Genomic DNA, 24,967 nt, shown 5'->3' on the forward strand with positions numbered 1-24,967 from the left:
GCGAGTGTGAGTCGCGTTCGGCGTGGGTCTCCTCGGGGCCGGGGACCAGGACGGGGCGCCGGAGTCGGATGGCGGCACGCGGTGCCGTGCTCGGGGCGGGCAGCAGCGCGCCGCCATCCGACCGTAAAGTCCGGCCCTCGTCAAAACCGGACTGCCCTAGAGGATGGCGATCGGGGCCACCGGGGTTCCCGTGGCGCCCACGAAAGGTTCGGGCATCGCCGACAGGAGGAACGTGTAGCGGTTCTCTTGTCCACAGGCTGTGGACAACTCTTCGAGATTCCAGTTCTGGCCCTGGAGCATCCCCATCTCGACCAGGTCGAGCGCGTGCACCGGCAGCCACAGATCCTCGATCTCCGGCGGAAATATCTCGAAGGTCATCGTGTCATTGGCGACCGCCGCGACATCGCGCGCGTGGAACCACTCCGGCGTACGGATCGACAGACCCGGTGACGGATAGCCGTACCCGTGCTTGTCGCCGGAGAGATACACCTGCACCTGCCCGGTCCGTACGAGCACGATGTCGCCCGCCCTGACCCGGGTGCCCGCGAACTCCTCGGCGGCCTCCAGGTCCTCCGGCGTGACCGCGTGACCGCCGTCGAGGCGATCGACCCCCTGTGCGCGTGCCACATCGAGCAGCACCCCGCGCGAGACGATGTGCCGCGCCTTGTCGATCCCGCTGAACTCGGCCCCGCCGTGCGGGGTCACGGTGCCGGCCGGACGGCCGTTGTAGAGCTTCCCGGAGTGCGAGACATGGGTCAGCGCGTCCCAGTGGGTGCCGGCCTGGAGCCCCATCGTCACGGCGTCGTCGCTGCACGCCACCGTCCCCGGGCCGAAGAGTTCCTGGTTGATCTGCACCATCGCGTGCAGCGGGTTGACCCGGCCGGGGATCATCCCCGTCTGGACGCCGTCCTGTTGGAGCGGCAGGGCAAGCGGCACCCGGCGGCCGGTCCGCACCTCGGCGGCGGCCTCGCGCACCACCTCGTCGGTGATCAGGTTCAGCGTGCCGATCTCGTCGTCCGACCCCCAACGCCCCCAGTTGTTCACGCGCTTGGCGATGTCGTGGAACTCCGGACCAAGTGTCGGCTGTGACATCGGGGCCTCCCCGGGGCTTGTCTCCAGGCATCTGACGGGTCGTAGAATCTGAGTCGAATCTAACGGACCGTCAGAAACTGCGGGAGGGGCCGGACATGGCGAACTTCTTGGCAGGCAAGGTCATCGCCGTCACGGGCGCGGGCCGGGGCATCGGCCGGGCGGTCGCGCTCGCGGCGGCCGCCGAGGGAGCGCGGGTCGTCGTCAACGACTACGGCGTCTCGATGGACGGCGCGTCCCCGACGAGCGAGATCGCCGAGGCCGTCGTCAAGGAGATCGAGGCGGCGGGCGGAGAGGCGGTCGCCGTCGCCGACGACATCTCGACGATGGCCGGCGGTCAGCGCGTCGTCGACGTCGCGCTGTCGTCGTACGGGCGGCTCGACGGGGTCGTGTGCGTGGCCGGGATCCTGCGGGAGCGGATGCTCTTCAACATGTCCGAGGAGGAATGGGATCCGGTGATCGCCACCCATCTGAAGGGGACGTTCACCGTTTTCCGGGCGGCCTCGGCGGTGATGCGGAAGCAGCGGGGCGGGACGTTGATCGGTTTCACCAGTGGTAATCATCAGGGGTCGGTTTCGCAGGCGAATTACAGCGCGGCGAAGGGCGGAATCATTTCGCTGGTGCGGAGCGCTGCGCTGGGGCTGAACAAGTATGGGGTGACTGCTAATGCGGTTGCTCCGGTCGCCCGTACGCGGATGTCGGCGAATGTTCCTATGGAGTTGGCGGAGATCGGGTCGCCGGAGGATGTGGCGGCGCTGGTGGCGTATCTGCTGTCGGACGCTGCTCGGGAGCAGGGGATTACCGGGCAGGTTTATACCGTTGCGGGGCCGAAGATCGCGGTGTGGGCTCAGCCTCGGGAGTTGCGCGCGGCGTATGCCTCCGGCGGTTGGACGGTGGAGAGGATCGCGGAGTTTTTGCCGGGGTCTGTGGGGGTTGATGCTATGCCGATGCTTTCTCGGGTGCAGGAGATGGAGAGGGCTGCGAAGGAGGGGGAGCGGCCTAACGCGTAGGTGGGGTGGGGGTGGTTGTTTGTTTGGCGGGTGCGGTTTCGCTGTGGTTTGCGCAGTTCCCCGCGCCCCTATGGGGATTCGTCTGAGCGGTGTTTTGAGGAGAGACCCTGTGGAGTTCGGGTTTGGTGCCGAGGACGATGAGTTTCGGGCGGAAGTGCGGGCTTGGCTTTCCGCGCATGGGGATGGTGAGCGGGATCGGCGTGCGTGGGAACGGACACTCGGTAAAAGTGGGTGGATAGGGCTGGGGTGGGCCGAGGGCGGATATGGGAATCGCACCGGGACTCTCACTCAGCAAGTCGCCTGGGCCGAGGAGTATGCGCGGTCGGGGGCCCCGCCGCGCTCCGGACACATCGGGGAGAACCTTCTCGCCCCCACTCTCATCGCGCACGGTACCGATGAGCAGAAAGCCCGTTTTCTGCCCGCTGTTGCCGCCGGGGACGAGTTGTGGTGTCAGGGGTACAGCGAGCCGGGTGCCGGGTCGGATCTCGCGGGGGTGCGGACCGCTGCCGTGTGGGATGCGGGGGACGGGTCGTATCGGATCAGTGGGCAGAAGATATGGACCTCGCTCGCTCACGAGGCCGACTGGTGTTTTGTGCTGGCGCGGACCGAGGCGGGGTCGCGGCGGCATCACGGGCTGAGTTTTCTGCTGGTGCCCATGGACCAGCCGGGGCGTATCGAGGTGCGGCCCATCCGGCAGTTGACCGGGACCAGTGACTTCAACGAGGTCTTCTTCGACGGGGCGCGGGCGCGGGGCGAGCATCTCGTGGGGGGTGAGGGCGCGGGCTGGGGCGTCGCCATGAGTCTGCTCGGGTTCGAGCGGGGGGTGTCGACCCTGGCCCAACAGATCGGTTTCGCCGGGGAGTTGGGGCGGGTGATCGAGGCGGCCGTCGCTTCGGGCGCCGTGCTCGATCCCGTCGTACGCGATCGACTCGTGCGGCAGTGGGCCGAGTTGCGGGCCATGCGGTGGAACGCCCTGCGGACGCTCGGGCGGGCCGGGGACGCGGGCGCTCCCAGTGTGGCCAAGCTGCTGTGGGGCGGGTGGCACCAGCGGCTCGGGGAGCTGGCGACGCAGGTGCGGGGGGCCGCGGCGGCGGTCGGGCCGGTGGACTGGTCGCCGGCCCTGTCGTACGAACTCGACGTGTTCCAGCACCTGTTCCTCTTTTCGCGGGCCGACACGATCTACGGCGGCTCGGACCAGGTTCAGCGCACGATCATCGCCGAGCGGGTGCTCGGCCTGCCCAGGGAACCCAAGGGGGTCGTCTGATGCGCGGTGTGCTCTTCGACGGAAAGCGGGTCGAGGTGGTGGACGATCTGGAGGTGCGGAAGCCGGGGCCGGGGGAGGTGCTGGTCGCGATCTCGGCGGCCGGGCTGTGCCACAGCGATCTGTCTGTGGTGGACGGGACCATACCCTTCCCCGTTCCTGTAGTGCTGGGACATGAGGGTGCCGGGGTGGTGGAGGCCGTGGGTGTGGGCGTCACCCATGTGGTGCCCGGGGATCACGTCGCCCTGTCCACGCTCGCCAACTGTGGGACCTGTGCCGAGTGCGACCGGGGGCGGCCGACCATGTGCCGGCAGGCCATCGGGCGGCCGGGGCAGCCGTTCACGCGGGCGGGCGGGCAGTCGGTGTATCAGTTCGCCTCCAACTCGGCCTTCGCCGAGCGGACCGTGGTGAAGGCCGTGCAGGCCGTACGGATACCGAAGGACATTCCGATGCCGTCCGCCGCGCTCATCGGGTGCGGGGTGCTGACCGGGGTCGGCGCCGTACTCAACCGGGCGCGGGTCGATCGCGGCGACAGTGTGGTGGTGATCGGGACCGGGGGCATCGGGCTCAATGTCCTCCAAGGGGCCCGGATCGCGGGGGCGTCGACGATCGTCGCGGTGGACGCGAACCCCGGGAAGGAGGCGGTGGCACGGCAGTTCGGGGCCACGCACTTCCTCACCTCGACGGAGGGCGTGCGGGAGATCCTGCCGAGCGGAGCGGATCACGCCTTCGAGTGTGTGGGGCGGGTGGAACTGATCCGGCAGGCCGTGGATCTGCTCGACCGGCACGGTCAGGCGGTGCTGCTCGGTGTGCCGGCGGCCACGGCGGAGGCAACCTTCCTCGTCTCCTCCATGTACTTGGACAAGTCGATCCTCGGGTGCCGGTACGGGTCGTCCCGGCCGCAGCGGGACATCGCCCTGTACGCGCAGCTCTATCGCGAAGGGCGGTTGCTGCTCGACGAGTTGGTGACCGAGACGTATCCCGTCGAGGACTTCGAGAAGGCGGCGGAGGACGCGGAGGCGGGGCGGGTCGCGCGCGGGGTTCTCACGTTCTGAGGCGGGGAAAACCCCGGGGGCGTTGTCGGTCCCGGCCCGTAGCGTCGTGGCATGACTTACCGCGATGTCGTCTCCCGACAGGTCCTGACCTGGGCCTGCACCGCCATCGGTGCCCGTATGCCGGTCGCCATGGCGCCGCTCGCCCTGGTCTTCCTGGTGCGCGAGCGGCCGGGCGGCTACTCGCTGGGCGCGATACTCGCGGCGGCCTACGTCATCGGGGAGATCGGCGGTGCGCCGGTCCTCGGGATGCGGTTGCGGCCGGAGCGGGCCCGGGTGCACCTGGCTGGCGGGCTCGCGGTCGGGACGCTGGGGTATCTGGGGCTCGGGGCGTTTCCGGGCGCGCATCCCGCGGTGCTCGCCGGGTTCGCGTTCGTCGCCGGGGCCGCGCCCGCCGCCGCCACCGGTGGACTGCGCACCCTGCTCGGCGAGTTGGTGCCGGCGCGGTCCGTGGCGCAGGCGCTGTCCGTCGAGTCGATACTGACGGCCGGCGTGTGGGCCGTCTCCCCCGCCGCGGTGGCCGGGCTGGCGCTCGGTGTCGCGCCGCGCGTTCCACTGCTGTTGGCGGCCGGGCTGATGGCGTGGTCGGTCACGGGGCTGTGGCTGCTGCCGGCCAGTTGGGGGGTGGGTGGTGAGGACCGGGCAGGTCCCCCGCTGCTCCGGGTGCTGATCGGTGCCTGGCCGGTGTATGTCGTGGGCGCGGCCAGCCTCACCCTGCTCGGCCTGTCGGAACTCGTCCTGCCCGCCCTGCTCGAACAGCGCGGCATAGGCGTCGGCTGGTCCGGCCCCCTGCTGACCGGCATGGCGGTGGGCGGCGGCCTCGGCGCGTTCGTCTACGGCCTGCGCGGCTGGCCGGGACTGCTGCGCACCCGCAGCGTGGTGCTGATGGCCGGGACGTCGGTGTGCGTGGCGCTGGCCGCGTCGATACCGGCCATGGCGGCCATCGCGGTCGCGCTCGTCGTGGCCGGCACACTCCAGTCGGGCGCGATGCTCACCCGGAACCTCTCCCTGCGCGAGGTCCTGCCGCCGAACGCCCTGGCCGCCGGCTACTCGATCATGTACGCGGCGGCGGGCGCGGGGTACGCGGCGACGGGTTCGCTGACCGGTGCGCTGCTGAGGGTGGTGGCGCCGTCGACGGCGATGCTGGCGGGGGTCTGCCTGACCGTGGTGCTGACCGGCGTCGGGTGGTGGGGGGAGGTGCGGGGTGTGGCGGAGGCGGCTCGGTGCGGCGGGCGGCCGGTCAGCTCAGGGTGGTGAGGGCGCCGGAGCGCCGCTCGGACCCTGTGACTGCCGTCGCTGTCGTCGGTGCTGTCGCTCCGGTGCGGAAGGTGCGGCGGTATGCGGTGGGGGTGACGCCGAGGGCTGTCTGGAGGTGCTGGCGCATCGACTGGGCCGTGCCGAAGCCGGCGTCGGTGGCCACCTGGTCCATGGAGAGATCGGTGGACTCCAGGAGGTGCCGGGCGCGTTCGACGCGCTGCTGGGTCAGCCACTGGCCGGGGCTGACACCGACCTCCTCGCGGAAGCGGCGGGTGAAGGTGCGCACCGACATGGCTTCCTGCTCGGCCATGTCCCGGAGCTGGATGGGTTCGTGGAGCCGGCCCAGCGCCCAGGTGCGGGCGGCGGTCGTGGTCGCCAACTGCGGGTCAGGGACCGGGCGGTGGATGTACTGCGCCTGACCGCCGTCGCGGTGGGGCGGTACGACGGTGCGGCGGGCCACGTCGTTGGCGACCGCGGTGCCGTGGTCGCGGCGCACCATGTGCAGGCACAGGTCGATGCCGGCCGCGACGCCCGCCGAGGTGAGGAGGTCGCCGTCGTCGATGAACAGGACGTCCGCGTCGACCTCGATCCGAGGGAACAGCCGCTGGAAGCGCTCGGCGTCGGCCCAGTGCGTGGTGGCGGGGCGGCCGTCGAGGAGACCGGCGGCGGCGAGGACGTAGACACCGGTGCAGATGGAGGCGATGCGCGTGCCGGGGCGGATGTGGGCGAAGGCGGCCGTGAGTTCGGGGGTGAGGACGCCCTTCTCGAAGACCGGCCCGAGTTCGTACGACGCCGGGACGATCACCGTGTCGGCGGTGGCCAGGGCCTCCGGGCCGTTCGGGACATGGATGGCGAAGTCGGCGTCGGTCTCGACCGGCCCGGGCGGCCGGACGGAACAGGTGACGACCTCGTACAGGTGCCGGCCGCTCGCGGGGTCCTTGGGACGCCCGAAGATGCGATGGGGGATGCCCAGCTCGAAGGGGAGGAGGCCGTCGAGAGCGAGGACGACGACGCGGTGCGGGCGGAAGGCGGTGTGCACTGGGGCCATGGCCTGATCCTAGCGAATGCCGTCCTCCGGGCCAGATGGCGATGGCCGTGGCGCTCTCACCCTTGGCCGACGTGTGAGACACATGCTCGCCGCCCCCCTCCCCGCACAAGCACGCCGACCTGTTGTGGCAGCCGGCCTGGTCAAGTAGCGTCGCCCAACGTGAACACCGGACCGGCACTACGCCACACACGGATTGGCCACCCGGTGGAGGGCTGATCGCACGGCGGGTGCAGAGAGCGCACCCCCTCGGTTCGGCACGCGGACCTCCTGGCACTCGCGCACCACGAGTCCGTTTCCCGTGTCGAACAACCACGAGGTCAGCCGAATGACAGCCACGTTCAACCACACCATCATCGCTGCCAAGGACCGCAACGAATCGGCCCGGTTCTTCCGGGAGTTGCTGGAGCTTTCGGAAGCACCGTCCTGGGGCCCGTTCACCAACATCCAGCTCTCCGACGGCGTGCTACTGCAGTTCGCCGAACCGCCGGTGGAGATCCAGATGCAGCACTACGCGTTCCTGCTCGACGACGAGTTGTTCGATCGCGCCTATCGGCGGCTGTGCGACCGCGACATCGAGCACTGGGCCGATCCGCAGATGCGCCGCCCCAGCGAGATCAACAACGAGCACGGCGGTCGAGGCGTGTACTTCAAAGACCCCGCCGGTCATGCGATCGAGCTGATCACCCGCCCGTATCTGTAACCGAGGGAGCACCTGGTCGGGCGCCCGAAACACGGCGCCCGACCCGGTGGCTGTGGTCGTGGACCGACGGGGTGGCCTGATCCTAGCGAATGCTGTCCTCCGGGCCAGTGGATCGGGAAGGGTGGGGTGCCGGAAGCTCATTGACGTGACGCAGACAACCGATGCCACGACCGGCACCACTCAGGAGCCCGGCCCCACGCCCCGTGGCCGTGCTCGTATCCACCGCGCCTGGTTCGTCGCCGCCGTCGCGTTCGTGACGATCATCGGGGCGGCGGCCTTCCGTTCCCTGCCCGGGTTGTTGATCGATCCGCTGCATCAGGAGTTCGGGTGGTCGCGGGGCACGATCGGGGCGGCGGCCTCCATCAATCTCGCGCTGTACGGGCTGACGGCTCCCTTCGCGGCGGCGTTGATGGACCGCTTCGGTATCCGGCGGGTCGTCGCGGTCGCGCTGACCGTGATCGCGTTGGGTTCGGGGCTGACCGTGTGGATGACGGCTCCCTGGCAACTGCTGCTGTGCTGGGGGCTGTTGGTGGGGCTGGGCAGCGGGTCGATGGCGCTGGCCTTCGCGGCGACCGTCACCAACCGCTGGTTCACCGCGCGGAAGGGGTTGGTCACAGGCATCCTCACCGCAGCTTCGGCGTCCGGCCAGTTGATCTTCCTGCCGCTGCTGTCGTGGATGGTCGAGGGGCACGGCTGGCGTCCGGCGGCGGTGACCGTGGCCCTCGCGGCCCTCGCGGTCGTCCCCTTTGTGTGGCTGCTGCTGCGGGACCACCCGGCGGACGTGGGTGCGACGCCGTACGGCGCGACCGAGTTCGTACCGAAGCCGGAACCCGTGCAGGGCGCGGCCCGGCGCACGGTGGCGGTGCTGTTCAAGGCGGTCCGTACCGGCCCCTTCTGGTTGCTGGCCGGCACCTTCGCGATCTGCGGTGCTTCGACCAACGGCCTGATCCAGACCCACTTCGTGCCCGCCGCCCACGACCACGGCATGCCCATCACGGCGGCGGCCTCGCTGCTCGCGGTGATCGGCGTCTTCGACGTCGTCGGCACGATCGCCTCCGGCTGGTTCACCGACCGCTTCGAACCCCGCCGCCTGCTCGCCGTCTACTACGCCCTGCGCGGCATCTCGCTCCTGTTCCTCCCCATGCTCCTCGCCCCCACCGTCCACCCTCCGATGCTTTTTTTCATCGTCTTCTACGGCCTCGACTGGGTCGCCACGGTCCCCCCGACCCTCGCCCTGTGCCGCGAGCAGTACGGCGAGGACAGCGCGATCGTCTTCGGCTGGGTCCTTGCCTCCCACCAGATCGGCGCGGCCCTCGTCGCCTTCCTCGGCGGGGTGGCACGGGACGCGTTCGGGTCGTACGACATGGTCTGGTACCTGTCGGGGGCGCTGTGCGCGGTGGCGGCGCTGATGGCGCTGGTGATCCGGCGACGGCGGCCGGTCGTGGGGGTGGGGTCGGTGGCGGTGGCGTAGCGGCTACGGGGCGGAGGTGACGTTCCCCTTCGCGTCCACGGTGTGGGCCTCAAGGGCACTCAGAGAAACCGCCCCCGGTGGAACAACAGTGGCTCCCCACCCCCGTCGTCCGTCGCCCCCAGCGCGTCCACCCGGCCCACCACGATCAAGTGGTCCCCGCCCGTGTGGACCGCGTGGATCGTGCAGTCGATCCAGGCGGCGGCGCCGGTGAGCCGGGGCGAGCCGGAGGCCGGGGAGGCGTCGTACGGTACGCCCGCGAACTTGTCCGTGCCGCTGATGGCGAAGGCGCGGCACAACTGGCCCTGGTGGGCGGCGAGTACGTTGACGCAGAAGGTGCCGGCGCGGGCGATGCGGGGCCAGGTCGTGGAGGTGCGGCCGACCATGAAGACGACCAGGGGCGGGTCGAGGGAGAGGGCGGAGAAGGACTGGCAGGCGAAGCCGGCGGGGCCGGGTTCGCCTGGTGCCGCGGGGGCGGTGATCACGGTCACGCCGGTCGCGAAGTTGCCCAGTACGCGCCGGAATTCACCCTGGTCGAGCGGTGCCCGCTCGTCGTCCGCGACGCACCGGAGCTCCGGCCGCGGCAGCGCCTCGACAGGCTGCGCGGCCGGAGGGCTTCCGGCCGACCTGAGGTAGCGGACGGCGGCCGCGGCCGCCCCTGCTTGTCCCATCACGCCTTCCATTGAAGCTGACGGATCATCAGATAGGAAGGGGTAGGGCCCATCACCCATGGCCCGTCGCCCACGGCTCATTCACAGGCTTCCGGGCAGATCATGGGAGTTACGTCGCCGCACGGACCACTCGGAGTCACCCCCCGCACACCCATCGGCAGCAGTGTTGCGGAACGACTGCCACCGGTACGAACCGGTGGCTGCCGTGACCTGAGGAGCACCCACACGATGAACCGTCTCACCGCACGTGGTGGCGCAGTGGCCGCCGTAGCCGGCCTCGCCCTGGCGTTCGCCGCCGCCCTGCCCGCGCAGGCCGCCTCCGTGACCGAGTCCCAGTGGCTGACCGACGTCGCCGCCGTCACCGGCCCCGCGCAGACCTACATCGACTCGCGTGCCGCCGCCAACACCTCCGGCGCCCAGCAGGCGATCGTGCTCGACATCGACAACACCTCGCTGGAGACCTACTTCGAGGGCGTCGGCACCAGCACCCCGGCCACCCCGCCGGTGCTCGCCCTGGCCAAGGACGCGCACGCCAAGGGCATCAGCGTGTTCTTCATCAGCGCCCGCAGCAACCTGTTCAACACGATCACCAAGTCCAACCTGACCTCGGTCGGCTACACGGTCGACGGCCTCTACGCCCGTACGGTCGCGCAGATGGTGACCGAGTCCGTAGCCGACTTCAAGACCTCGCAGCGCAAGGCGATCGAGGCGAACGGCTACGACATCATCGCCAACATCGGCAACAACACGACGGACCTGTCGGGCGGTTACGCCGACACCACGTACAAGCTGCCTGACTACGACGGCCTGTTGGACTGACCGCCCCACCCCAGGACGATCTGGTCACCGCCCCCGGTACTCCGCGCTCCGCCGCTCCACGAAACTCGCCACGCCCTCCCGTGCGTCCCGCGTCGTCATGTTGATCTCCTGTGCCGTCGCCTCCGCCGCGAAGGCGGTCGCCCGGTCGCTGTCCAGGGACGCGTTGACGAGCTGCTTGGTGAGGGCGAGGGCGCGGGTGGGGCCGGTGGCCAGGCGTTCAGCCCATTCGTGGGCCGTTTTCGTCAAGTCGCCGTCCGGGACGACCCGGTTGACCAGGCCGAGGCGTTCCGCGTCCGCCGCGCTCAGCGCGTCGCCGAAGAACATCAGCTCCTTCGCCCGGTGCGGGCCGATCAGCCGGGGCAGCAGATAGGCGCCGCCGCCGTCGGGGACCAGGCCGCGTCGTACGAACACCTCGATGAAGCGTGCCGACTCCGCGGCCAGGACGAGATCGCAGGCCAGGGCGAGATGGGCGCCCAGCCCCGCCGCAGTGCCGTTGACCGCCGCGATCACCGGCTTCTCGCAGTCGAGTACGGCGGCGATCAGGCGCTGCGCGCCCAGGCGGATCACCCGGGCGACATCGCCGGCCACCTGTTCCCCGGCCGCGCCCCCGCCTCTCAGGTCCGCGCCCGCGCAGAAGCCGCGTCCGGTGCCGGTGAGGACCACCGCCCGGATCGACGGGTCGGCCGACGCCTCGGTCAACAGGCCGATCAGGCGGTCCCGTTGGGCGGGAGTGAGGGCGTTCAGCGCCTCCGGCCGGTTGAGGGTGAGGTGGGCGACCTGGCCCGCGACGGTGTGCACGACCTCGTCCGCCGGGCCGGTCACCGGCACACCGCCAGCGCGTCCAGCGCCACCGCGCCCTGCCCCCGGGGCAGCACCATCAGCGGATTGATGTCCAACTCCGAGAGCACATCGCCCAGTTCGAGCGCCATCCGCTGGACCCGCAGGACGACCTCCACCAGCGCGTCCAGGTCCGCCGGTGGCCGCCCGCGGACCCCGTCCAGCAGGGGCCGCCCGCGCAGCTCCCCGAGCATGTCCCGCGCGTCCTCCTCGCCGAACGGCGGCACCCTCACCGCCACGTCCCGCAGCACCTCCACCAGCACCCCGCCAAGACCCACCGTCACCGTCGGCCCGAACAGGTCGTCCTGGGTGACGCCCACCACCATCTCGACGCCCCGCTCGACCATCTGGCAGACGAGGACCCCGTCCAGGTGCACATCCTCGTAGCGGGCGATGTCCGTCAACTCCCTGTAGGCATCGCGGACTTGGCTGGCCGAGGTCAGGCCGACCTTCACCAGGCCCAGTTCCGTCTTGTGCGCGATCTGGCCGCCCGAGGCCTTCATCACCACCGGGTAGCCCACCAGCCCCGCCGCCCGTACGGCCGCCGCCGCGCTGGTCACCAACTGCTCGCGCGGGACCCGGATGCCGTACGCCCGCAGCAGTTGTTTCGCCGCGTGCTCGCTCAGCTGCCGGCCCGGGCGCATCAGGGCCTGCGCCTTGCGGAAGGAGGGGGAGACGGCGCGGGGTGCCTCGTCGAAGGGGGAGCGGTAGGCGCGGACGAAGCGGTGGTGGGAGAAGTAGGCGCGCAGCGCTGTGATGCAGTTGCCGACCGTGCGGAAGGTCGCCACCCGGGAGGAGCCCAACAGGACGTCCCGGTACGCCGGTTCGGTGCCCACCGGCGAACCCCACACCACGCACACCAGCTTGTCCGTCCGCTCGGCCGCGGCCACCAGGTCCGCCACCAGCCTGTCGCTCAGCGGTGGGAACGGGCCGGTGATGGGGCACACCAGCACCCCCACCTCCGGGTCGTCGAGGATCGCGTCGATGATCTTCCGGCCGCGCCAGTCGCCCACCGGGTGACCGCCGTTGTCCACCGGATTGGCCACGCTCAGATACGGCGGTATCCACTCGTGCAGTTCGGCCTGTTTCGCCGAGGACAGCCGCGGCAGGTGCAGGCCCGCCTCACTCGCCAGGTCGGCGAAGTGCGCTCCCGTGCCGCCGGAGATCGAGTACACGACCACGCCCTCGGCCGAGGGAGCCTTCGCCCGCGCCAACAGGGCCGCCGTGTCCTGGAGTTCGTCCAGGCCGTCGACGCGGATCACGCCGTACTGGCGCATCGCCGCGTCCACCACCGTGTCCGCGCCGGTCAGTTTTCCTGTGTGGGAGGCGGCCGTACGGGCTCCGGTCTCGGTGCGGCCGACCTTCACCGCGACGACCGGGACCTTGCGGCGGGCGGCGCGGTCGGCGGCCAGCAGGAAGGAGCGGCCGTCCTTGAGGCCCTCGACATAGCAGGCGATGGCGCCCACCTCGGGGCGCTCGGCGAAGTAGGAGATGAAGTCGGCCGTCTCCAGGTCGGCTTCGTTGCCGGTGGGCGCCCAGTGGGAGAGGCGGATGCCGAGTTCCTGGAGGGCGAAGACCGGGCGGCCCTGGTGGCCCGACTGGGTGATGAGGGCGATCGCGGGACCGTCGAGATCCTCGCGGAAGTTCTCGAAGGCGTTGAGGTTGGTGTTCGGGCCGAGCAGGCGGAGCCCGGACCGGCCTACGGCGGCGGCGAGTTGGGCCTGCGCCAGCGCCCCCTCCTCGCCGGTCTCGGCGAAGCCGGACGCGAAGGCGACCGCGAACTTCACCTTGGCCACGGCGAGTTGCTCGATCACGGGGAGCGGGTCGGCGACCAACACCACGGCCAGGTCGACCTGTTCGGGGAGGTCGGCGACGGACGGGAAGCAGGGGACGTCGAAGACCGTCGTACGGGTGGGATGCACCGGGTGCAGACGGGCGCCCACCCGGTCTGCCCAGGCGATGAGTTGGCGGGTGATGCCGGTGTTCGGGCGGCCCTCCGCGTCCGAGGCGCCGATCACGGCGACCGACTCGGGGCGGAAGAAGCGGTCCAGGTCGGGTACGTCGGCGTACAACGGCCGTCCGCCGACGTCGAGATCGTCGACGTCCGCGGGCCGGCCGTGGACGGCGGGGCCGGGTTGCTCACCGCAGGCGATGACCCGGGCCCGGCGGGAGTCGGTGGTGAGGGTGCCGTGGGTTGATCCAAGCATCGGTCCGCCCCGCTCCTGTGGGAAAGTCGTGACAGCACAATTAACTGACGCAGTGTCAGATTACTGAACTGACACTGCGTCAGGAACTGTCGTGCACGCAAAGAACGCGGATGCCTCTCTGCCCGGACCTACGCGCCTGTCTTCTCGCCCGTCTTCCCGAACATCTTCGCGACGGCCTTCGCGATCTTCTCCGCGTCGATCGCCAGCTCGCGGAACATGCCGCTGATGGGGTTGGTGAACCCGGTGAAGTACAGGCCGGGCGCGTCCTTCGGGGTGCGGGCGCCGTGCACGACCGGCCTGCCGCGCGCGTCCAGCACGCCGAGATGGCCGACGAGGCCCTCCAGGGAACGGACGTAACCGGTGGCCGCGATCACGGCGTCGGGACCGATCCGATCGCCGCCGGCGAGGATCACCTTGCCGTCCTCGAACCCCGCCACGGCCGTCACCACCTCGACCCGCCCCTTGCGCACGGCGTCGATCAGACCGACGTCCTGCACCGGGATCGCCCCTTCGTTGACCCGACTGTAGAGACCGGTGTCGGGCCGCGGAAGCCCCTTCTCCGCCAGGTCGGGCACGCTGAGCTTGGCCATCGGCCCCGCGAGCCGGTCGACGAGGCGCACCGGCAGCCGTCGTACGAGAACGCCCGTGTACTGCGCCGCCCAGCCCGCCGTCGAGCGGCGCACGATGTGCGGGGTGGTGCGGACGGCGAGGCGTACCCGGGACGCGCCGCCCTCCACCAGGTCGACCGCGATCTCCGCACCCGTGTTGCCGATGCCGACGACCAGGACGTCCCGGCCGGCGTAGGGCCGGGGGTTGCGGTAGTCGCGGGCATGCAGCAGCTCGCCGGTGTAGGTGTCACGGCCGGGCCAGTCGGGCAGCCGGGGGGTGTGGTTGGTGCCGGTGGCGACGACGACCGCGCGGCCGGTCAGCTCACGGCCGCCGGTGGCGTGCAGCAGCCAGCTGTCGCCGTCCGGTGCGCGTTCGATACGGGAGACCTCGACGCCGGTGATGATCTCCAGCTCGTGGACCTCGGCGTACTTCTCCAGATAGCGCACCACGTCGTCCCGCGAGACCCAGCGGCCGAAACGACGCGGCATCGCGAGCCCCGGCAGGCCCGACAGCCGCCGGGTGGTGTGCAGATGGAGGCGGTCGTAGTGCCCGCGCCAGGACGCCCCGACCCGGTCCGACTTCTCCAGCACGACGGCGCGGACGCCCCGGGCGCGCAGCGCGTACGCGGTGGCGAGACCGCCGGGGCCGCCGCCGATGACGTACACGGGACGGTCTGTGTGGAGCTGCGCCACGGGGCTCGGGGACGTGGTGGAGTCGGCCATGAGCGCGAGCGTAATCACGTCCCACGTTGATGGGTCTCGGTCAAGCCCGGAATTGGTTGCGGATTGATCACGCGTGTGGAGAACCGGGTGAGGTGGGTGGCGTAGAGCCTCTGGTGTGTGAGGGCCGTGGAAAAGCGACGACGCCGAGCCCGCGGTGTGCGCGGCGGGCTCGGCGTCGTAGGAGGTGGCGCTTACGCGCGCTCGGCCAAGGAGGCTTACTTGCGCTTGGCCTTGTGGCCCGTCAGCTGTGCGATCCAGGTGATGAAGTCGCCCGGGTCGGTGTTGGCGCCGTGGGGCTGGTCCCAGTAGTAGAGGTGGTTGACGTCGTCGCCCAGGTTGTCCAGGGCGGCGGCGAGGTTCGCGGAGACCGTCAGCGCGGTGTCGGAGTCGCTGGTGCCGAGGCGGATCCACCAGTGCTTCGAGCGGCCCTCGTTCTTCTGGGCGATGTGGTACATCGGGTTCATCAGGTCGAGCTTCGCCGGGATGTCGCTCGCGACGCGCTTGCTGCTCAGGCCCGTCGAGTCGTTCTTCGCGCCGTACGCCGTGAAGTGGCGGGCCAGGGTCGTGCCCGCGCCGAACTCGTTGTTCTCGCCGGCCGACAGGTCGAAGGCGTCGAAGGCCGGGGTGTCCTTCTTGCGGGCGCCGACGTGGGTGAGGAAGTCGGCCCAGGTGAAGGTGGCCCTGCCGCCGGACCAGGTGATGAAGGTGTTGGCCTTCAGATAGGTCTCGCGGGCGGAGTCGGAGAGGGCGGCGAGGTAGGTGGTGGCCGACGGCTCCAGGTACTGCCTGACCATGTACTCGTCGAGGTTGCGCGCGGTCAGCGGGCCGAAGCCGCCGAGGCCGCGCAGCTTCAGGCCCGCCTGGTACTCGGCGAACTGCGCCTGGAGCGCCTTGGAGACGGTCTGGTCGACCTGCTTGCCGGTGCTGAGGTCGTTGGCACCCCAGTTCCACTCGTAGGCGCCGTCCGCGTGCTCCAGGTCGGTGATCGGGCACCAGGCACCGGTCGCGAAGATCGCGTCGGAGGCGTCGGCCGCGCCGATCTCCTTGAGGTACTTGTCGTAGAGCGGGCTGTCGCCGGACGCGCCGAGCAGCGAGGACAGCGCGCCACCGGCGCTCGTACCGGCGGAGACGATCCGCTCGACGTCGCCGGGGATGCGGCCCTTGTTGGACTTCACGTACCGGACGGCGGCCTTGAGGTCGACGATCGCGGCGGGCGCGGTGCCGTAGTACTCACCGCTGGAGTTCTTGAGCGTACGGCCGCGGGCGCCGGGCTCGACGACGACGTAACCGGCGGCCAGGGCCAGGAGCTGGTTGGTGTTCATGGCGCCGCCGGTGGCGTTGGTCGCGCCGGTGGCGTTCGAGGCGGCGGCGCTGGGCGCCGCGCTGGAGGTGGAGGAGGGCGCGCCGCTGGGCATGGTGCCGCCGCCCGCCGAGGCGCTGCCGCCGCCGACGCCGGTGGCGTCCGAGACCGAGGAGGGCATGTAGCCGCCGACGGAGTTGGCGAACAGGATCGGCGCGTCCGTCGCGTCGACGGCCTTGCCGTCGATCTCGACCGGCACGCTGACGTTCAGCGACTGGTAGGTGGCGTCGACCGGCTTGGCGACGTAGGTGATCGCCTTCCAGAAGTGGTAGACGACCGTGTGGTCCTTGTCGTCCGTGTCCGTGACGGTCGTCGTCAGCTTCGTGTAGGCGTCCGGGTCGAAGACCAGGGAGTCCGAGGACGACGACGACTTCGAGTCGCTCGCGTTCGCGCTGAGCGCGATGCCGCCGACCGCGGCGACACCGGCGGTGGCGCCGATGCCCATGACTACCGTCCTGCGCTTCACTGCCCTGTGCTTCACCGTGCTGCCTCTCGTCTTCCCGAACGCTCCGTGGCCTTGCGCTTGCGAACGTAATTGGCGCCGAACAAAATCGTCAACAATCCGCCGGGATTCATGGCGGGCCCACAGCGGCACGGCCCGCGCACAGGATTTTCATGGCCCGCTCCCGGCCTTCTTCAGCTTTCCTCCTCGGCTTTTCTTCGGCTTCCGCTCTCGGCTTTCCCCGGCTTCTGACGTACCGTCAGATTCATGGATGCGATCTGGCTCAGCGGAGCGGACTGGCTCGCGGTCCTCCGCATAGGACTCGGGCTGTGGTGGCTGGAGAGCTGGCGGCACAAGGACAAGAAGGCCTGGTTCGAACGCGGCACCGGCATCGCCTGGGCCGCCGACGTCGCCGCCGAACACCGCTGGAACGCGGTCCGTTCGGGCTTCGACACGATGGTCGCCCCGCGCCCGCGCACGATGGCGTACGTCGTCGTCTACGCCGAACTCGCGGTCGGCCTCGGCCTTGTCGCGGGCTTCCTCACCCCGGTCGCCCTCGTCGGCGGCCTGCTCCTCAACGTCCTCTACTTCACGCTCATGATCCACGACTGGGCGGAACAGGGGCAGAACGCGATGATGGCGCTCATCTCGGTCGTGGCGCTGTTCGCGATGTCCTGGCAGGTCTGGTCGGTGGACGCGGCGCTGGGGTGGTTCTGATGGCCGGAAACCCGCGCTTCGACATTCCCGAGGCGGACGCGTTCACCCGCGCCTACTGGGAGGCGGCCGAACAGGGCCGCCTCCTCGTCCGACGCTGCGCGGACTGCGGCCGGGCCCACCACTATCCCCGCGAGTTCTGCCCCCACTGCTGGAGCGAGCACGTCACCTGGGAGACCGCGAGCGGCCACGCCACCCTCTACACCTGGTCCGTCGTCCACCGCAACGACCTGCCGCCCTTCGGGGAGCGGGTGCCGTACGTCGCCGCGGTCGTCGATCTCGCGGAGGGCCCGCGGATGATGACGGAGATCGTGGAATCCGGGCCGGCCGATCTGCGGGCCGGGACGGCGCTGGAAGTGGCGTTCCGGGACGGGGTGCCGGTGTTCAGACTGAGGGAAAATGACGTGTCCGGGGCGCGCGGGGCTTGATTCAGTGACTCCACCCACGACTGAATTGAAGTCGCGGGCTTCCTGCGTTGGTGGCTAGGTCGCCACGCAGAGGGCCAGCCCGGCCCTGTTGAGGATGTTCAGCGCGCCTACGTGGTCGGCGTTCGCGAGGAATCCGCATGAGGTGCACTCGAACTTCGCTTGCGTGGTGCGGTTCTCCTTCGCGACGTGCCCGCATTCAGGGCAGGTGCGTGAGGTGTTGCGGGCGTCCACGGAGACCACTTGACGACCGGCACTCTCAGCCTTGTTCGCCAGGACTCTCAGGAACTGCCCCCAACCCGCGCCGAGGATACTTCGGTTCAAGCCCGCTTTGGCGGCCGCGCCGTTCGGCAGGAATGCACCGTCGTTGTCCGGGTCGGGCCTTGTCCTCGGAGCACGGGTCATGCCAGCCGCGTTCAACTGCTCGTGCCCGATCACGTCGTGGTGGCGCACGAGAGCGAGGGCGGTCTTGTGGTGGTGGTCGAGGCGACGGCGTCGGGTCTTGGCGTGCAACTCGGTGACCTTCCGCGCTGCTGCCCGGTGCTTCTTCGTGCGCTCACGGGTGCCCCTGGGGAAGGCATCGAGTGCTCGTTGGGCTTCGGCCAAGGCTTCGGCAGACGCTTCAGAGAAACGCGGGTTGGCGATGTGCACGCCGTTGCTTGTGGTCAGGAAGTGCGTCACACCCATATCGATGGCGACGATCGCCCCCGTCTGGGGAAGCGGTTCGGCGGGCACTTCGTCACAGGCGAGGATCACATACCAGTGCCTGCCCTCACGCTTGACGGATACCGTCTTCACGCGACCCTTCACGGGGCGGTGCCGGTGTACACGGACGTGCCCGACGCCTTGCAGCCGCACGCGGGTGACCGGATGGTGCGGGGTGGAGTCCCAGCGGCAGCCGTCACCGTCCTTCGGGAAGATCACCGTGTCGAAACGCCCGGAGCCCTTGAACCGCGGGTATCCGGGTGTCTGGCCCGCCTTGGCCCGGCGGAAGAATGCGGCGAACGCCCTGTCGAGGCGCCGCAGGGTGGCCTGCTGCGAGGAGAATGACCAGCGGCCCTGCCTCTCTCGATCGAAGGTCCGGATCTCCTTCAACTGTGCCGACTGGTCTCCGTATTTGATGCTGGTCTTTGAGGTGTGGCGGTATGCGTCGCGGCGTTCCTGCAGTGCAGCGTTGTAGAGCGATCGGTGATCACGCAGCATCTCGATCAGGGCGTGTGCCTGGCGGACGGTGGGGCGAAGGCGGAACTTGTAGGCGCGCTTCAAGACCGCGCCTCCTCGCTTCTCTTGTCAGGCCTCTCCCACTGGCTGTCGATGTACTTCTCCACCATGGTGGGCATCCGTGACTTCAGGTGGGGGAACTCATCGCGCAGCGCCACTGGAGAACTGGCGAACCTTCCTGGTTGCAGCCATGTGATGACTATATGTGCGTGACAGGTCTAGTGCGTCCAGGAACGAGCGCAAGTGAAGGGGCGAATCTGTAGACACCATTGATGCCAGAGCGGCCCGGAGAAGATGATGGCGCGATGGCCCACATACGCGAGCGGTCTCTACGGCACCCCCTCCCCGAGCTGAACGGTCATGGACTGCGGCTGCGCCCCTGGGACGCCGAGGACGACCGCGATGTCAGGGACTGGCTGCGCGGAGTGGCCGACCCCGAGTTCCAGCGCTGGAACACCCCGCTGCGGCCGATCACCGACGTCACCGGCGCCCGCGACTCGCTCCGCTCCCGCGCCGAGAACGCGGAGGACGGCATCAGCGCCTCCTTCTGCGTCACGGACGCGGCCGACGGCAGGACCCTCGGACACATCGGTGTCAACGAGATCGACCACATCATGCGCGTCGCCCGCGTCGGCTACTGGACCCTGCCCGAGGCCCGCGGCCGACGCGTCGCGATCCGCGCCCTCACCCTCGCCGCCCACTGGGCCCTCACCGACCTCGGCCTCCACCGCCTCGAACTGGGCCACGCCCTCGGCCACCAAGCCTCCTGCCACATCGCCGAAAGCTGCGGCTTCCCGGCGGAGGGGACGCTGCGCGGGGCGATGTTCGAGGCGGGACGGCGGGACGCGTTCCGCGATGTCCATCTGCACGGGCGGCTGGCGACGGACCCGGAGGTGAAGGCGTGACGACTGTCGGCACCTGGCACATCACCGGCGACCTGGACCAATTCCTCACCCACGCCGACGACTTCCTGCGCACCGACCCGGCCCTGCACACGATCTCCCTCACGGTGACGCACGCGCTGCGCAGCCGCGGGATGCACATCTACGGCGAGGAACCCCCGGTGTTCGGCGCCCTGGAACGGGACGGCGCCGTACGGGCGGCGTTCTTCCGCACCCCGCCCGGCCGCCTGATGCTCACCGCCCTCACCACCGAGGAGGCCGAGGCACTGGCGACCCAACTGTCCTACCGGGGCGACAAGTTGCCCGGCGTCATGGCCGAACGGGACACGGCGTCGGCCTTCGCGGAAGCATGGCGACGCCAGACCGGAGCCACCCCCGGGCTCCACGCCCGCCAACGCCTCTACCGCCTCACCGAATTGACGCCCCCTCACCCTGCTCCGCCCGGCCGGCCGAGAGTCGCGGAGGCAAAGGACCGCGACCAACTCATACGCTGGTACGGCGAGTTCGAGGAGGCGATCGGCGGGAATGGCGGGGGCGCGCACGACCCGGCCGAGTGGGCGGAGGCGCGGATCGCGTACGGCGGGATCACACTCTGGGAGACCCCGGACGGCACGCCGGTGTCCATGGCCGGAGTGACGGCGAAGGTGGCCGGGCAGATCCGCGTCGCTCCCGTCTACACCCCGACCGGACTCCGGGGCCGCGGCTACGCGGCTGCGGTCACGGCGGAGGTCAGCCGGGTGGCGCGGGCGGCGGGCGCGGAGGAGGTACTGCTGTTCACGGACCTGTCGAACCCGACGAGCAACGCCCTGTACCAGCGGATCGGGTATCGGGCGGTGGTGGACTTCGCCGGGTACGACTTCAGGTAGGACGCCGGCCCAAGGTGATACTCGACCCATGACAACGGGACCGGATCTTCAAGAACTGCTGAGGTCACTACGGGTATGGGCCCCGGAGGTGACCGAACTGCCACCCCTGGACCCGGACTCGGCGCCGGACGCCCCGCTCGCCCTCTTCACCTCCTGGTTCGCGGAGGCGGTCGCGGCGGGGGAGACCGAGCCGCACGTGATGTCACTGGCTACGCGGGACGACGAGGGTCTCCCGGACGTACGGATCGTGATGCTGCACGGCGCCGACGACGAGGGCTGGTCCTTCGCCAGTCATGCCACGAGCCGTAAGGGCCGCCAGTTGCAGGGTTTCGGGTACGCGGCGCTCGCGTTCTACTGGCCCCGCCTCGGCCGACAGGTCCGCCTGCGCGGGCCGGTTCTCCCGGCGAGCCCGGCAGAATCCCAGGCCGACCTGCATGCCCATTCCACGGGGGCCCTGGCGGCCGCGCTGACCGGGCACCAGAGCGAAGTCCTGCCGTCCCTCGACGAGTTGGCGCGGGCATCGGAAGCGGCCTGGGAGCGGGCGCAGCGCGAGCCGGAGACGCCGGTGCCGTCCTGGACGCTGTATCGGGTGTTCCCGGACGAGGTCGAGTTCTTTCAAGGGGATGCGCTACGACGACATGTGCGGCTGAGCTATGAGCGTGAGGAGCGGGGCTGGGCCAAGAGGTTGCTCTGGCCCTGACGGAGGGCGTCCCGTTCCTCGGCGGTGTCTTTGAACCACTGACCCGACCGGTCAGGCCCGGGACGCGAGGTGCCGCCAGTCGTTCCATGTGTCGAGCCGCTTGCGGTAGGCCGCCTCGACCACCGGATAGGGGTAGGTGCCGAGGAAGAGCCGCAGGGGTGGTGCGTCGGTGTCGACGAGTTCGAGGACGACGGCGGCGGCGGCTCGCGCGTCCTGAGGCGCGCGGGCGGACGCACTGGCCCGGCGCGCGGCGCGGACGGGTTCGTAGGCGGGGAGCGGCTCGGTGTGCACCGCGGAGGCGCCCGACCAGTCGGTGCCGTAGGGGCCGGGTTCGACCAGGGTCACGTTGATGCCGAACAGGGCGACCTCCTGGGCCAGGGCCTCACTCATCCCCTCCAGGGCCCACTTGGAGGCGTTGTACAGCCCGAGCGTGGGAAACGCGGCGAGGCCACCGATGCTGGAGACCTGCAGGATGTGACCGCTGCCCTGGGCCCGCAGGTGGGGCAGGGCCGCCTGCGTCACCCACAGGGGGCCGAACAGGTTGGTGTCGAGTTGGGCGCGGGCCTGTTCCTCGGTGGTTTCCTCCACCATGCCGAACAGGCCGTAGCCCGCGTTGTTGACGACCACGTCGAGGCGGCCGAAGGTCTCGGCGGCCTGCTGCACCGCGGCGGTCACGGCGGTGCGGTCGGTCACGTCGAGGCGGAGCGGGAGTACGTCGTCGCCGTGGGCGTCCACGAGGGGCCGCAGGGTGTCGAGGTCACGTGCGGTGGCGGCGACACGGTCGCCGCGGTCGAGAGCGGCTTCGGCCCAGATACGGCCGAAGCCGCGGGACGCGCCGGTGATGAACCAGGTCTTCATGGCATCGAGCCTGCGCCGTGCGCACCTCGGCAGCCAGCACCCCCACGGGGTTACCCTCGCAGCATGGCGGCCGACAACCTGCTGGGAGATTTCCTCAAGGCTCGGCGTGGACGGGTCGTTCCGGCGGACGTGGGGGTGCCCGCCGGCGGACGTCGCCGGGTGGCGGGACTGCGCCGGGAGGAACTGGCCCGCCTCGCCGGAATCAGCGAGCCGTACCTGGTCCGGCTCGAACAGGGCGTCGACCGACACCCCTCGCCCCAGGTGCTGGACGCCCTCGCGCGGGCGCTGGGACTGGACGCCGACGCCTCCGCCCACCTGCACGCCCTGGCCGGCCCCGCCCCTGAGGCGCAGTCGCGGACCGAGGTCTCCGCGGACGTGCACCGGCTGCTCGACGCGTGGGCGGACCGCCCCGCGTACGTGCGCGACCGGTGCTTCGACGTGCTGGCGGCGAACAAGCGGGCCCGCGCGCTCGCCCCGATGTACGAGCCCGGGCGCAACCTGGTCCGGGAAGTGTTCCTCGACCCGGCGTCCCGTCGGCTCTTCCCTGACTGGGCGGAGGTTGCCGCGCAGACCGCGGCGGCCCTGCGCGCCGAGGCCGACCCACGCGACCCCAGGACCGTCCGTCTGGTCGCCGAGCTGGAGACGGACGAGGAGTTCCGCCGGCTGTGGGCGCGGCACGAGACGCGGCCCGCCCGTGACGAACTCAAGCGCTTCGCGCATCCGGTCGTCGGCAGCCTCGCCCTGCGCAGGCAGGCGCTCACTGTCGGCGGCGCCGAGCAACAGGTGATCATCGTGTACCAGGCGACGGACGGGAGCCCGTCCGAGGCGGCCCTGACGCGTCTTCTGTGACCAAGTCGGCGTCGCCCGGACCCGCGACATACTCTGAGCCCCCGTCCGCACAGTCTGGGAGAGTCGTGACAAGTAGGTTCACCGAGTTGGTCGTCGACTGCCACGATGCGGAGAGGCTCGCGGGCTTCTGGTGCGAGGTGCTGGACTTCAAGGTGATCGACCGGAGCGAGGGCAAGGTCGAGATCGGCTCATGGGTGCCTACCGTCGAGGATGTGCGGGCCCGCCAGATGTCGCCCACCCTGCTGTTCGTCCGGGTGCCCGAGGGGAAGAGCGTCAAGAACCGGCTTCACCTCGACGTCAGCCCGATCGACCGCGGCACCGATGACGAGGTGACCAGACTGCTCGGCCTCGGCGCCACCAGGACCGACGTGGGCCAGGGCCCGGACCGGAACTGGGTGGTCATGGCAGACCCCGAGGGCAATGAGTTCTGCGTCCAGCGCACCCTGGCACCGCGGAACCGGGCCGCGAAGGAGCTCCCGTGGCCCTGACCCCCGAGACCTCCCGCCGTCCCTCGCGCCGCGCGGCCGGTGTCGCATTCGTCGCCCTGCTGGCCGGGTCGCTCGTCTCCTGCGATGCCGCCGCCGACAAGGCGCCCTCGATCAGCGCGCCCGAGGTGTTCTACCTCCGCCCGGTCGGCGACACCTCGGGCCCCAAGGACAAGGATCCGTTCCACTTCTCCGCCGACGACGGCAAGGTGCACACCGGTGGCAGGGAAGCCGCCGATCACACCCTCACCGTCGAGGTCCTGCCCGGTGCCAAGAGCGCGGTCGTCCTGCGCCGGAGCGGCACCTGCAAGGGGAGTCCCACCCGTGTGACGTGCGAGGTCGGCCCCGCGTACGACAGCAGGACGGCCGCCGGGGGCGTCTCCCTGGTGGCAGCCAAGGGCAGCAGGCCCGGGGACGTGGGTGTGGTGCGGTACGCCTACACGGACCGGAGCGGGAAGAAGGTCACCGCGCGGACCCGGGCCGTGGTGGGGGAACCGGTGGTCGAGGTGCTGACTCCCGGCTCGCTCAAGGGAGTTCGCCCCGGTGCCGAGCTGAGCCGGCCCATCGTCCTGAGGAACACGGGTGAGGTGCCGGTCCACGGACTCGGGCTCGAACTGGCCGCCAACGGCATGGAGTTCGAGGACCGGTACGCCAACTGCCGCTATCCGGACCTCTCCCACGGCCACATAGCGGTGTGCTTACTCCCCGACGTCCGTATCGCACCCGGACAGACCGTGACACTCCGGCCCGCGCTCCGGCTCCGCACCCCGAAGACGAAGATCTACGTCTCCCTCAGCAGCCAGGCCTGGGCCCTGGACATGGGGCCGGGCCAGTACGGCGGCACCCCGGACGGCGGCGACCACGGAGACGGCCCCACCCTCCGCCCCGAAGTCACGACCGCGCGGCAGGGCGCCTACGCCAAGGGCGGCGGCTGGACGTACGTCGTGCTCGACACCTACGCCGACTACTCCGTCTCCGACGTGGACCTGTACGGCGACCCCGGCACCAAGCGGACCTTCAAGCTCACCGTCCGCAACAAGGGGCCCGCCGACGCCGGCGCCACGGAGAAGCTGGTGTTCAGCCCGCCCCTCGGTATGACCATGGTGAAGCAGCCCATGAGCGAGTACGACGACGGCGTCTACGAGCCCTACTGCGAGAACGGCGCCTCCGTCTACACCTGCGACATCAAGGCCCTGAAGCCCGGCGACACCCAGACCCTCACCTTCACCATGCGGCTCGGCGAACCCGGCGAAGGCACCCTGACCCTCCAGGACAAGCGCCCGACCAGCGACTGGGACGTCGGAGACCGCGACCCGGACCCGGCCAACGACAAGGCCGTCATCCGCGTCCACCCCGATCGCTGACATGGCTGAACCGCCCGGCCGAACCCTGCGT

The 24,967-nt window shown here is 70.3% G+C and carries 24 protein-coding genes; 15 read left to right on the top strand and 9 right to left on the bottom strand.

Annotated features, from left to right (window positions below; all coding sequences use genetic code 11):
• Positions 1-156: 156 nt before the first annotated feature.
• Complete coding sequence (locus ABZT04_RS01115) at positions 157-1,092, bottom strand: cyclase family protein (RefSeq protein ID WP_356051422.1); 936 nt, start codon at positions 1,090-1,092, stop codon at positions 157-159.
• Between the two features lie 95 nt (positions 1,093-1,187).
• Between ABZT04_RS01115 and ABZT04_RS01120 the strand changes: the two genes are divergently transcribed.
• The 4 genes from ABZT04_RS01120 to ABZT04_RS01135 all read left to right on the top strand — a co-directional run bounded on the left by ABZT04_RS01120 (position 1,188) and on the right by ABZT04_RS01135 (position 5,669).
• The gene (locus tag ABZT04_RS01120) at positions 1,188-2,099 is read left to right on the top strand and encodes an SDR family NAD(P)-dependent oxidoreductase (RefSeq protein ID WP_356051424.1); all 912 of its coding nucleotides are present in this window, start codon (positions 1,188-1,190) and stop codon (positions 2,097-2,099) included.
• Between the two features lie 109 nt (positions 2,100-2,208).
• Positions 2,209-3,363, top strand: a complete 1,155-nt coding sequence (locus ABZT04_RS01125) for an acyl-CoA dehydrogenase family protein (protein ID WP_356051426.1) — start codon at positions 2,209-2,211, stop codon at positions 3,361-3,363.
• Entirely contained in the window at positions 3,363-4,415 is a 1,053-nt protein-coding gene (locus tag ABZT04_RS01130) for a Zn-dependent alcohol dehydrogenase (protein WP_356051428.1), read from the top strand. Before ABZT04_RS01125 ends, ABZT04_RS01130 begins: the two co-directional genes overlap by 1 nt.
• A gap of 51 nt (positions 4,416-4,466) precedes the next feature.
• Positions 4,467-5,669, top strand: a complete 1,203-nt coding sequence (locus tag ABZT04_RS01135) for an MFS transporter (RefSeq protein WP_356051430.1) — start codon at positions 4,467-4,469, stop codon at positions 5,667-5,669.
• Here ABZT04_RS01135 and ABZT04_RS01140 read toward each other — a convergent pair.
• Entirely contained in the window at positions 5,653-6,717 is a 1,065-nt protein-coding gene (locus ABZT04_RS01140; RefSeq protein WP_356051432.1) for a helix-turn-helix domain-containing protein, read from the bottom strand. The genes ABZT04_RS01135 and ABZT04_RS01140 overlap by 17 nt on opposite strands.
• 325 nt (positions 6,718-7,042) lie before the next feature.
• On the opposite strand from ABZT04_RS01140, the gene ABZT04_RS01145 reads away from it, so the two are divergent.
• Both ABZT04_RS01145 and ABZT04_RS01150 read left to right on the top strand, forming a co-directional pair.
• A complete protein-coding gene (locus ABZT04_RS01145) occupies positions 7,043-7,417 on the top strand; it encodes a VOC family protein (RefSeq protein ID WP_356051435.1) in 375 nt (124 codons plus the stop codon).
• Between the two features lie 145 nt (positions 7,418-7,562).
• Entirely contained in the window at positions 7,563-8,888 is a 1,326-nt protein-coding gene (locus ABZT04_RS01150; protein ID WP_356051437.1) for an MFS transporter, read from the top strand.
• Positions 8,889-8,947: 59 nt separating this feature from the next.
• On the opposite strand, the gene ABZT04_RS01155 is transcribed toward ABZT04_RS01150, so the two are convergent.
• Positions 8,948-9,556, bottom strand: a complete 609-nt coding sequence (locus ABZT04_RS01155) for a flavin reductase family protein (protein WP_356051439.1) — start codon at positions 9,554-9,556, stop codon at positions 8,948-8,950.
• Positions 9,557-9,784: 228 nt separating this feature from the next.
• Here ABZT04_RS01155 and ABZT04_RS01160 point away from each other — a divergent pair, with 228 nt between their 5' ends.
• Positions 9,785-10,375, top strand: a complete 591-nt coding sequence (locus tag ABZT04_RS01160) for an HAD family acid phosphatase (protein ID WP_356051441.1) — start codon at positions 9,785-9,787, stop codon at positions 10,373-10,375.
• A 24-nt stretch (positions 10,376-10,399) separates the two neighbouring features.
• Here ABZT04_RS01160 and ABZT04_RS01165 read toward each other — a convergent pair whose 3' ends face one another.
• The 4 genes from ABZT04_RS01165 to ABZT04_RS01180 form a co-directional block, all read right to left on the bottom strand.
• On the bottom strand, positions 10,400-11,197 hold the full coding sequence (locus tag ABZT04_RS01165) for an enoyl-CoA hydratase-related protein (protein WP_356051443.1): 798 nt from the start codon (positions 11,195-11,197) through the stop codon (positions 10,400-10,402).
• Positions 11,194-13,419, bottom strand: a complete 2,226-nt coding sequence (locus tag ABZT04_RS01170) for an acetate--CoA ligase family protein (protein ID WP_356051446.1) — start codon at positions 13,417-13,419, stop codon at positions 11,194-11,196. Before ABZT04_RS01170 ends, ABZT04_RS01165 begins: the two co-directional genes overlap by 4 nt.
• Positions 13,420-13,547: 128 nt before the next feature.
• Positions 13,548-14,750, bottom strand: a complete 1,203-nt coding sequence (locus ABZT04_RS01175) for an NAD(P)/FAD-dependent oxidoreductase (RefSeq protein ID WP_356051448.1) — start codon at positions 14,748-14,750, stop codon at positions 13,548-13,550.
• Positions 14,751-14,965: 215 nt separating this feature from the next.
• Complete coding sequence (locus ABZT04_RS01180) at positions 14,966-16,555, bottom strand: subtype B tannase (RefSeq protein WP_356051450.1); 1,590 nt, start codon at positions 16,553-16,555, stop codon at positions 14,966-14,968.
• 264 nt (positions 16,556-16,819) lie between these two features.
• Here ABZT04_RS01180 and ABZT04_RS01185 point away from each other — a divergent pair, with 264 nt between their 5' ends.
• Both ABZT04_RS01185 and ABZT04_RS01190 read left to right on the top strand, forming a co-directional pair.
• A complete protein-coding gene (locus tag ABZT04_RS01185; protein ID WP_356051453.1) occupies positions 16,820-17,269 on the top strand; it encodes a DoxX family protein in 450 nt (149 codons plus the stop codon).
• On the top strand, positions 17,269-17,694 hold the full coding sequence (locus tag ABZT04_RS01190; protein WP_356051455.1) for a Zn-ribbon domain-containing OB-fold protein: 426 nt from the start codon (positions 17,269-17,271) through the stop codon (positions 17,692-17,694). Before ABZT04_RS01185 ends, ABZT04_RS01190 begins: the two co-directional genes overlap by 1 nt.
• Positions 17,695-17,748: 54 nt before the next feature.
• On the opposite strand, the gene ABZT04_RS01195 is transcribed toward ABZT04_RS01190, so the two are convergent.
• Positions 17,749-18,957 (bottom strand): transposase, encoded by a 1,209-nt coding sequence (locus tag ABZT04_RS01195; protein WP_356051457.1) that lies wholly within the window; start codon positions 18,955-18,957, stop codon positions 17,749-17,751.
• A 260-nt stretch (positions 18,958-19,217) separates the two neighbouring features.
• Between ABZT04_RS01195 and ABZT04_RS01200 the strand changes: the two genes are divergently transcribed.
• From ABZT04_RS01200 to ABZT04_RS01210, 3 genes are read left to right on the top strand one after another with little or no spacing between them, the layout of a single operon-like run.
• Positions 19,218-19,817, top strand: a complete 600-nt coding sequence (locus tag ABZT04_RS01200; protein WP_356051459.1) for a GNAT family N-acetyltransferase — start codon at positions 19,218-19,220, stop codon at positions 19,815-19,817.
• Positions 19,814-20,680, top strand: a complete 867-nt coding sequence (locus tag ABZT04_RS01205; RefSeq protein ID WP_356051462.1) for a GNAT family N-acetyltransferase — start codon at positions 19,814-19,816, stop codon at positions 20,678-20,680. Before ABZT04_RS01200 ends, ABZT04_RS01205 begins: the two co-directional genes overlap by 4 nt.
• A 28-nt stretch (positions 20,681-20,708) precedes the next feature.
• Positions 20,709-21,380, top strand: coding sequence for a pyridoxal 5'-phosphate synthase (locus ABZT04_RS01210; protein ID WP_356051464.1), 672 nt, complete (start codon positions 20,709-20,711; stop codon positions 21,378-21,380).
• 51 nt (positions 21,381-21,431) lie between these two features.
• On the opposite strand, the gene ABZT04_RS01215 is transcribed toward ABZT04_RS01210, so the two are convergent.
• Entirely contained in the window at positions 21,432-22,238 is an 807-nt protein-coding gene (locus tag ABZT04_RS01215) for an SDR family oxidoreductase (protein WP_356051466.1), read from the bottom strand.
• A gap of 63 nt (positions 22,239-22,301) precedes the next feature.
• Here ABZT04_RS01215 and ABZT04_RS01220 point away from each other — a divergent pair, with 63 nt between their 5' ends.
• The 3 genes from ABZT04_RS01220 to ABZT04_RS01230 all read left to right on the top strand — a co-directional run bounded on the left by ABZT04_RS01220 (position 22,302) and on the right by ABZT04_RS01230 (position 24,936).
• The gene (locus tag ABZT04_RS01220; protein WP_356051468.1) at positions 22,302-23,087 is read left to right on the top strand and encodes a helix-turn-helix transcriptional regulator; all 786 of its coding nucleotides are present in this window, start codon (positions 22,302-22,304) and stop codon (positions 23,085-23,087) included.
• 65 nt (positions 23,088-23,152) lie between these two features.
• Positions 23,153-23,575, top strand: coding sequence for a VOC family protein (locus ABZT04_RS01225; protein ID WP_356051470.1), 423 nt, complete (start codon positions 23,153-23,155; stop codon positions 23,573-23,575).
• The gene (locus ABZT04_RS01230) at positions 23,566-24,936 is read left to right on the top strand and encodes a hypothetical protein (RefSeq protein WP_356051472.1); all 1,371 of its coding nucleotides are present in this window, start codon (positions 23,566-23,568) and stop codon (positions 24,934-24,936) included. The genes ABZT04_RS01225 and ABZT04_RS01230 overlap by 10 nt, the downstream gene beginning before the upstream one ends.
• The last annotated feature ends 31 nt before the right edge of the window (positions 24,937-24,967 follow it).

The organism is Streptomyces sp. NPDC005492 (genome assembly GCF_040605995.1).
Lineage (GTDB): Bacteria > Actinomycetota > Actinomycetes > Streptomycetales > Streptomycetaceae > Streptomyces.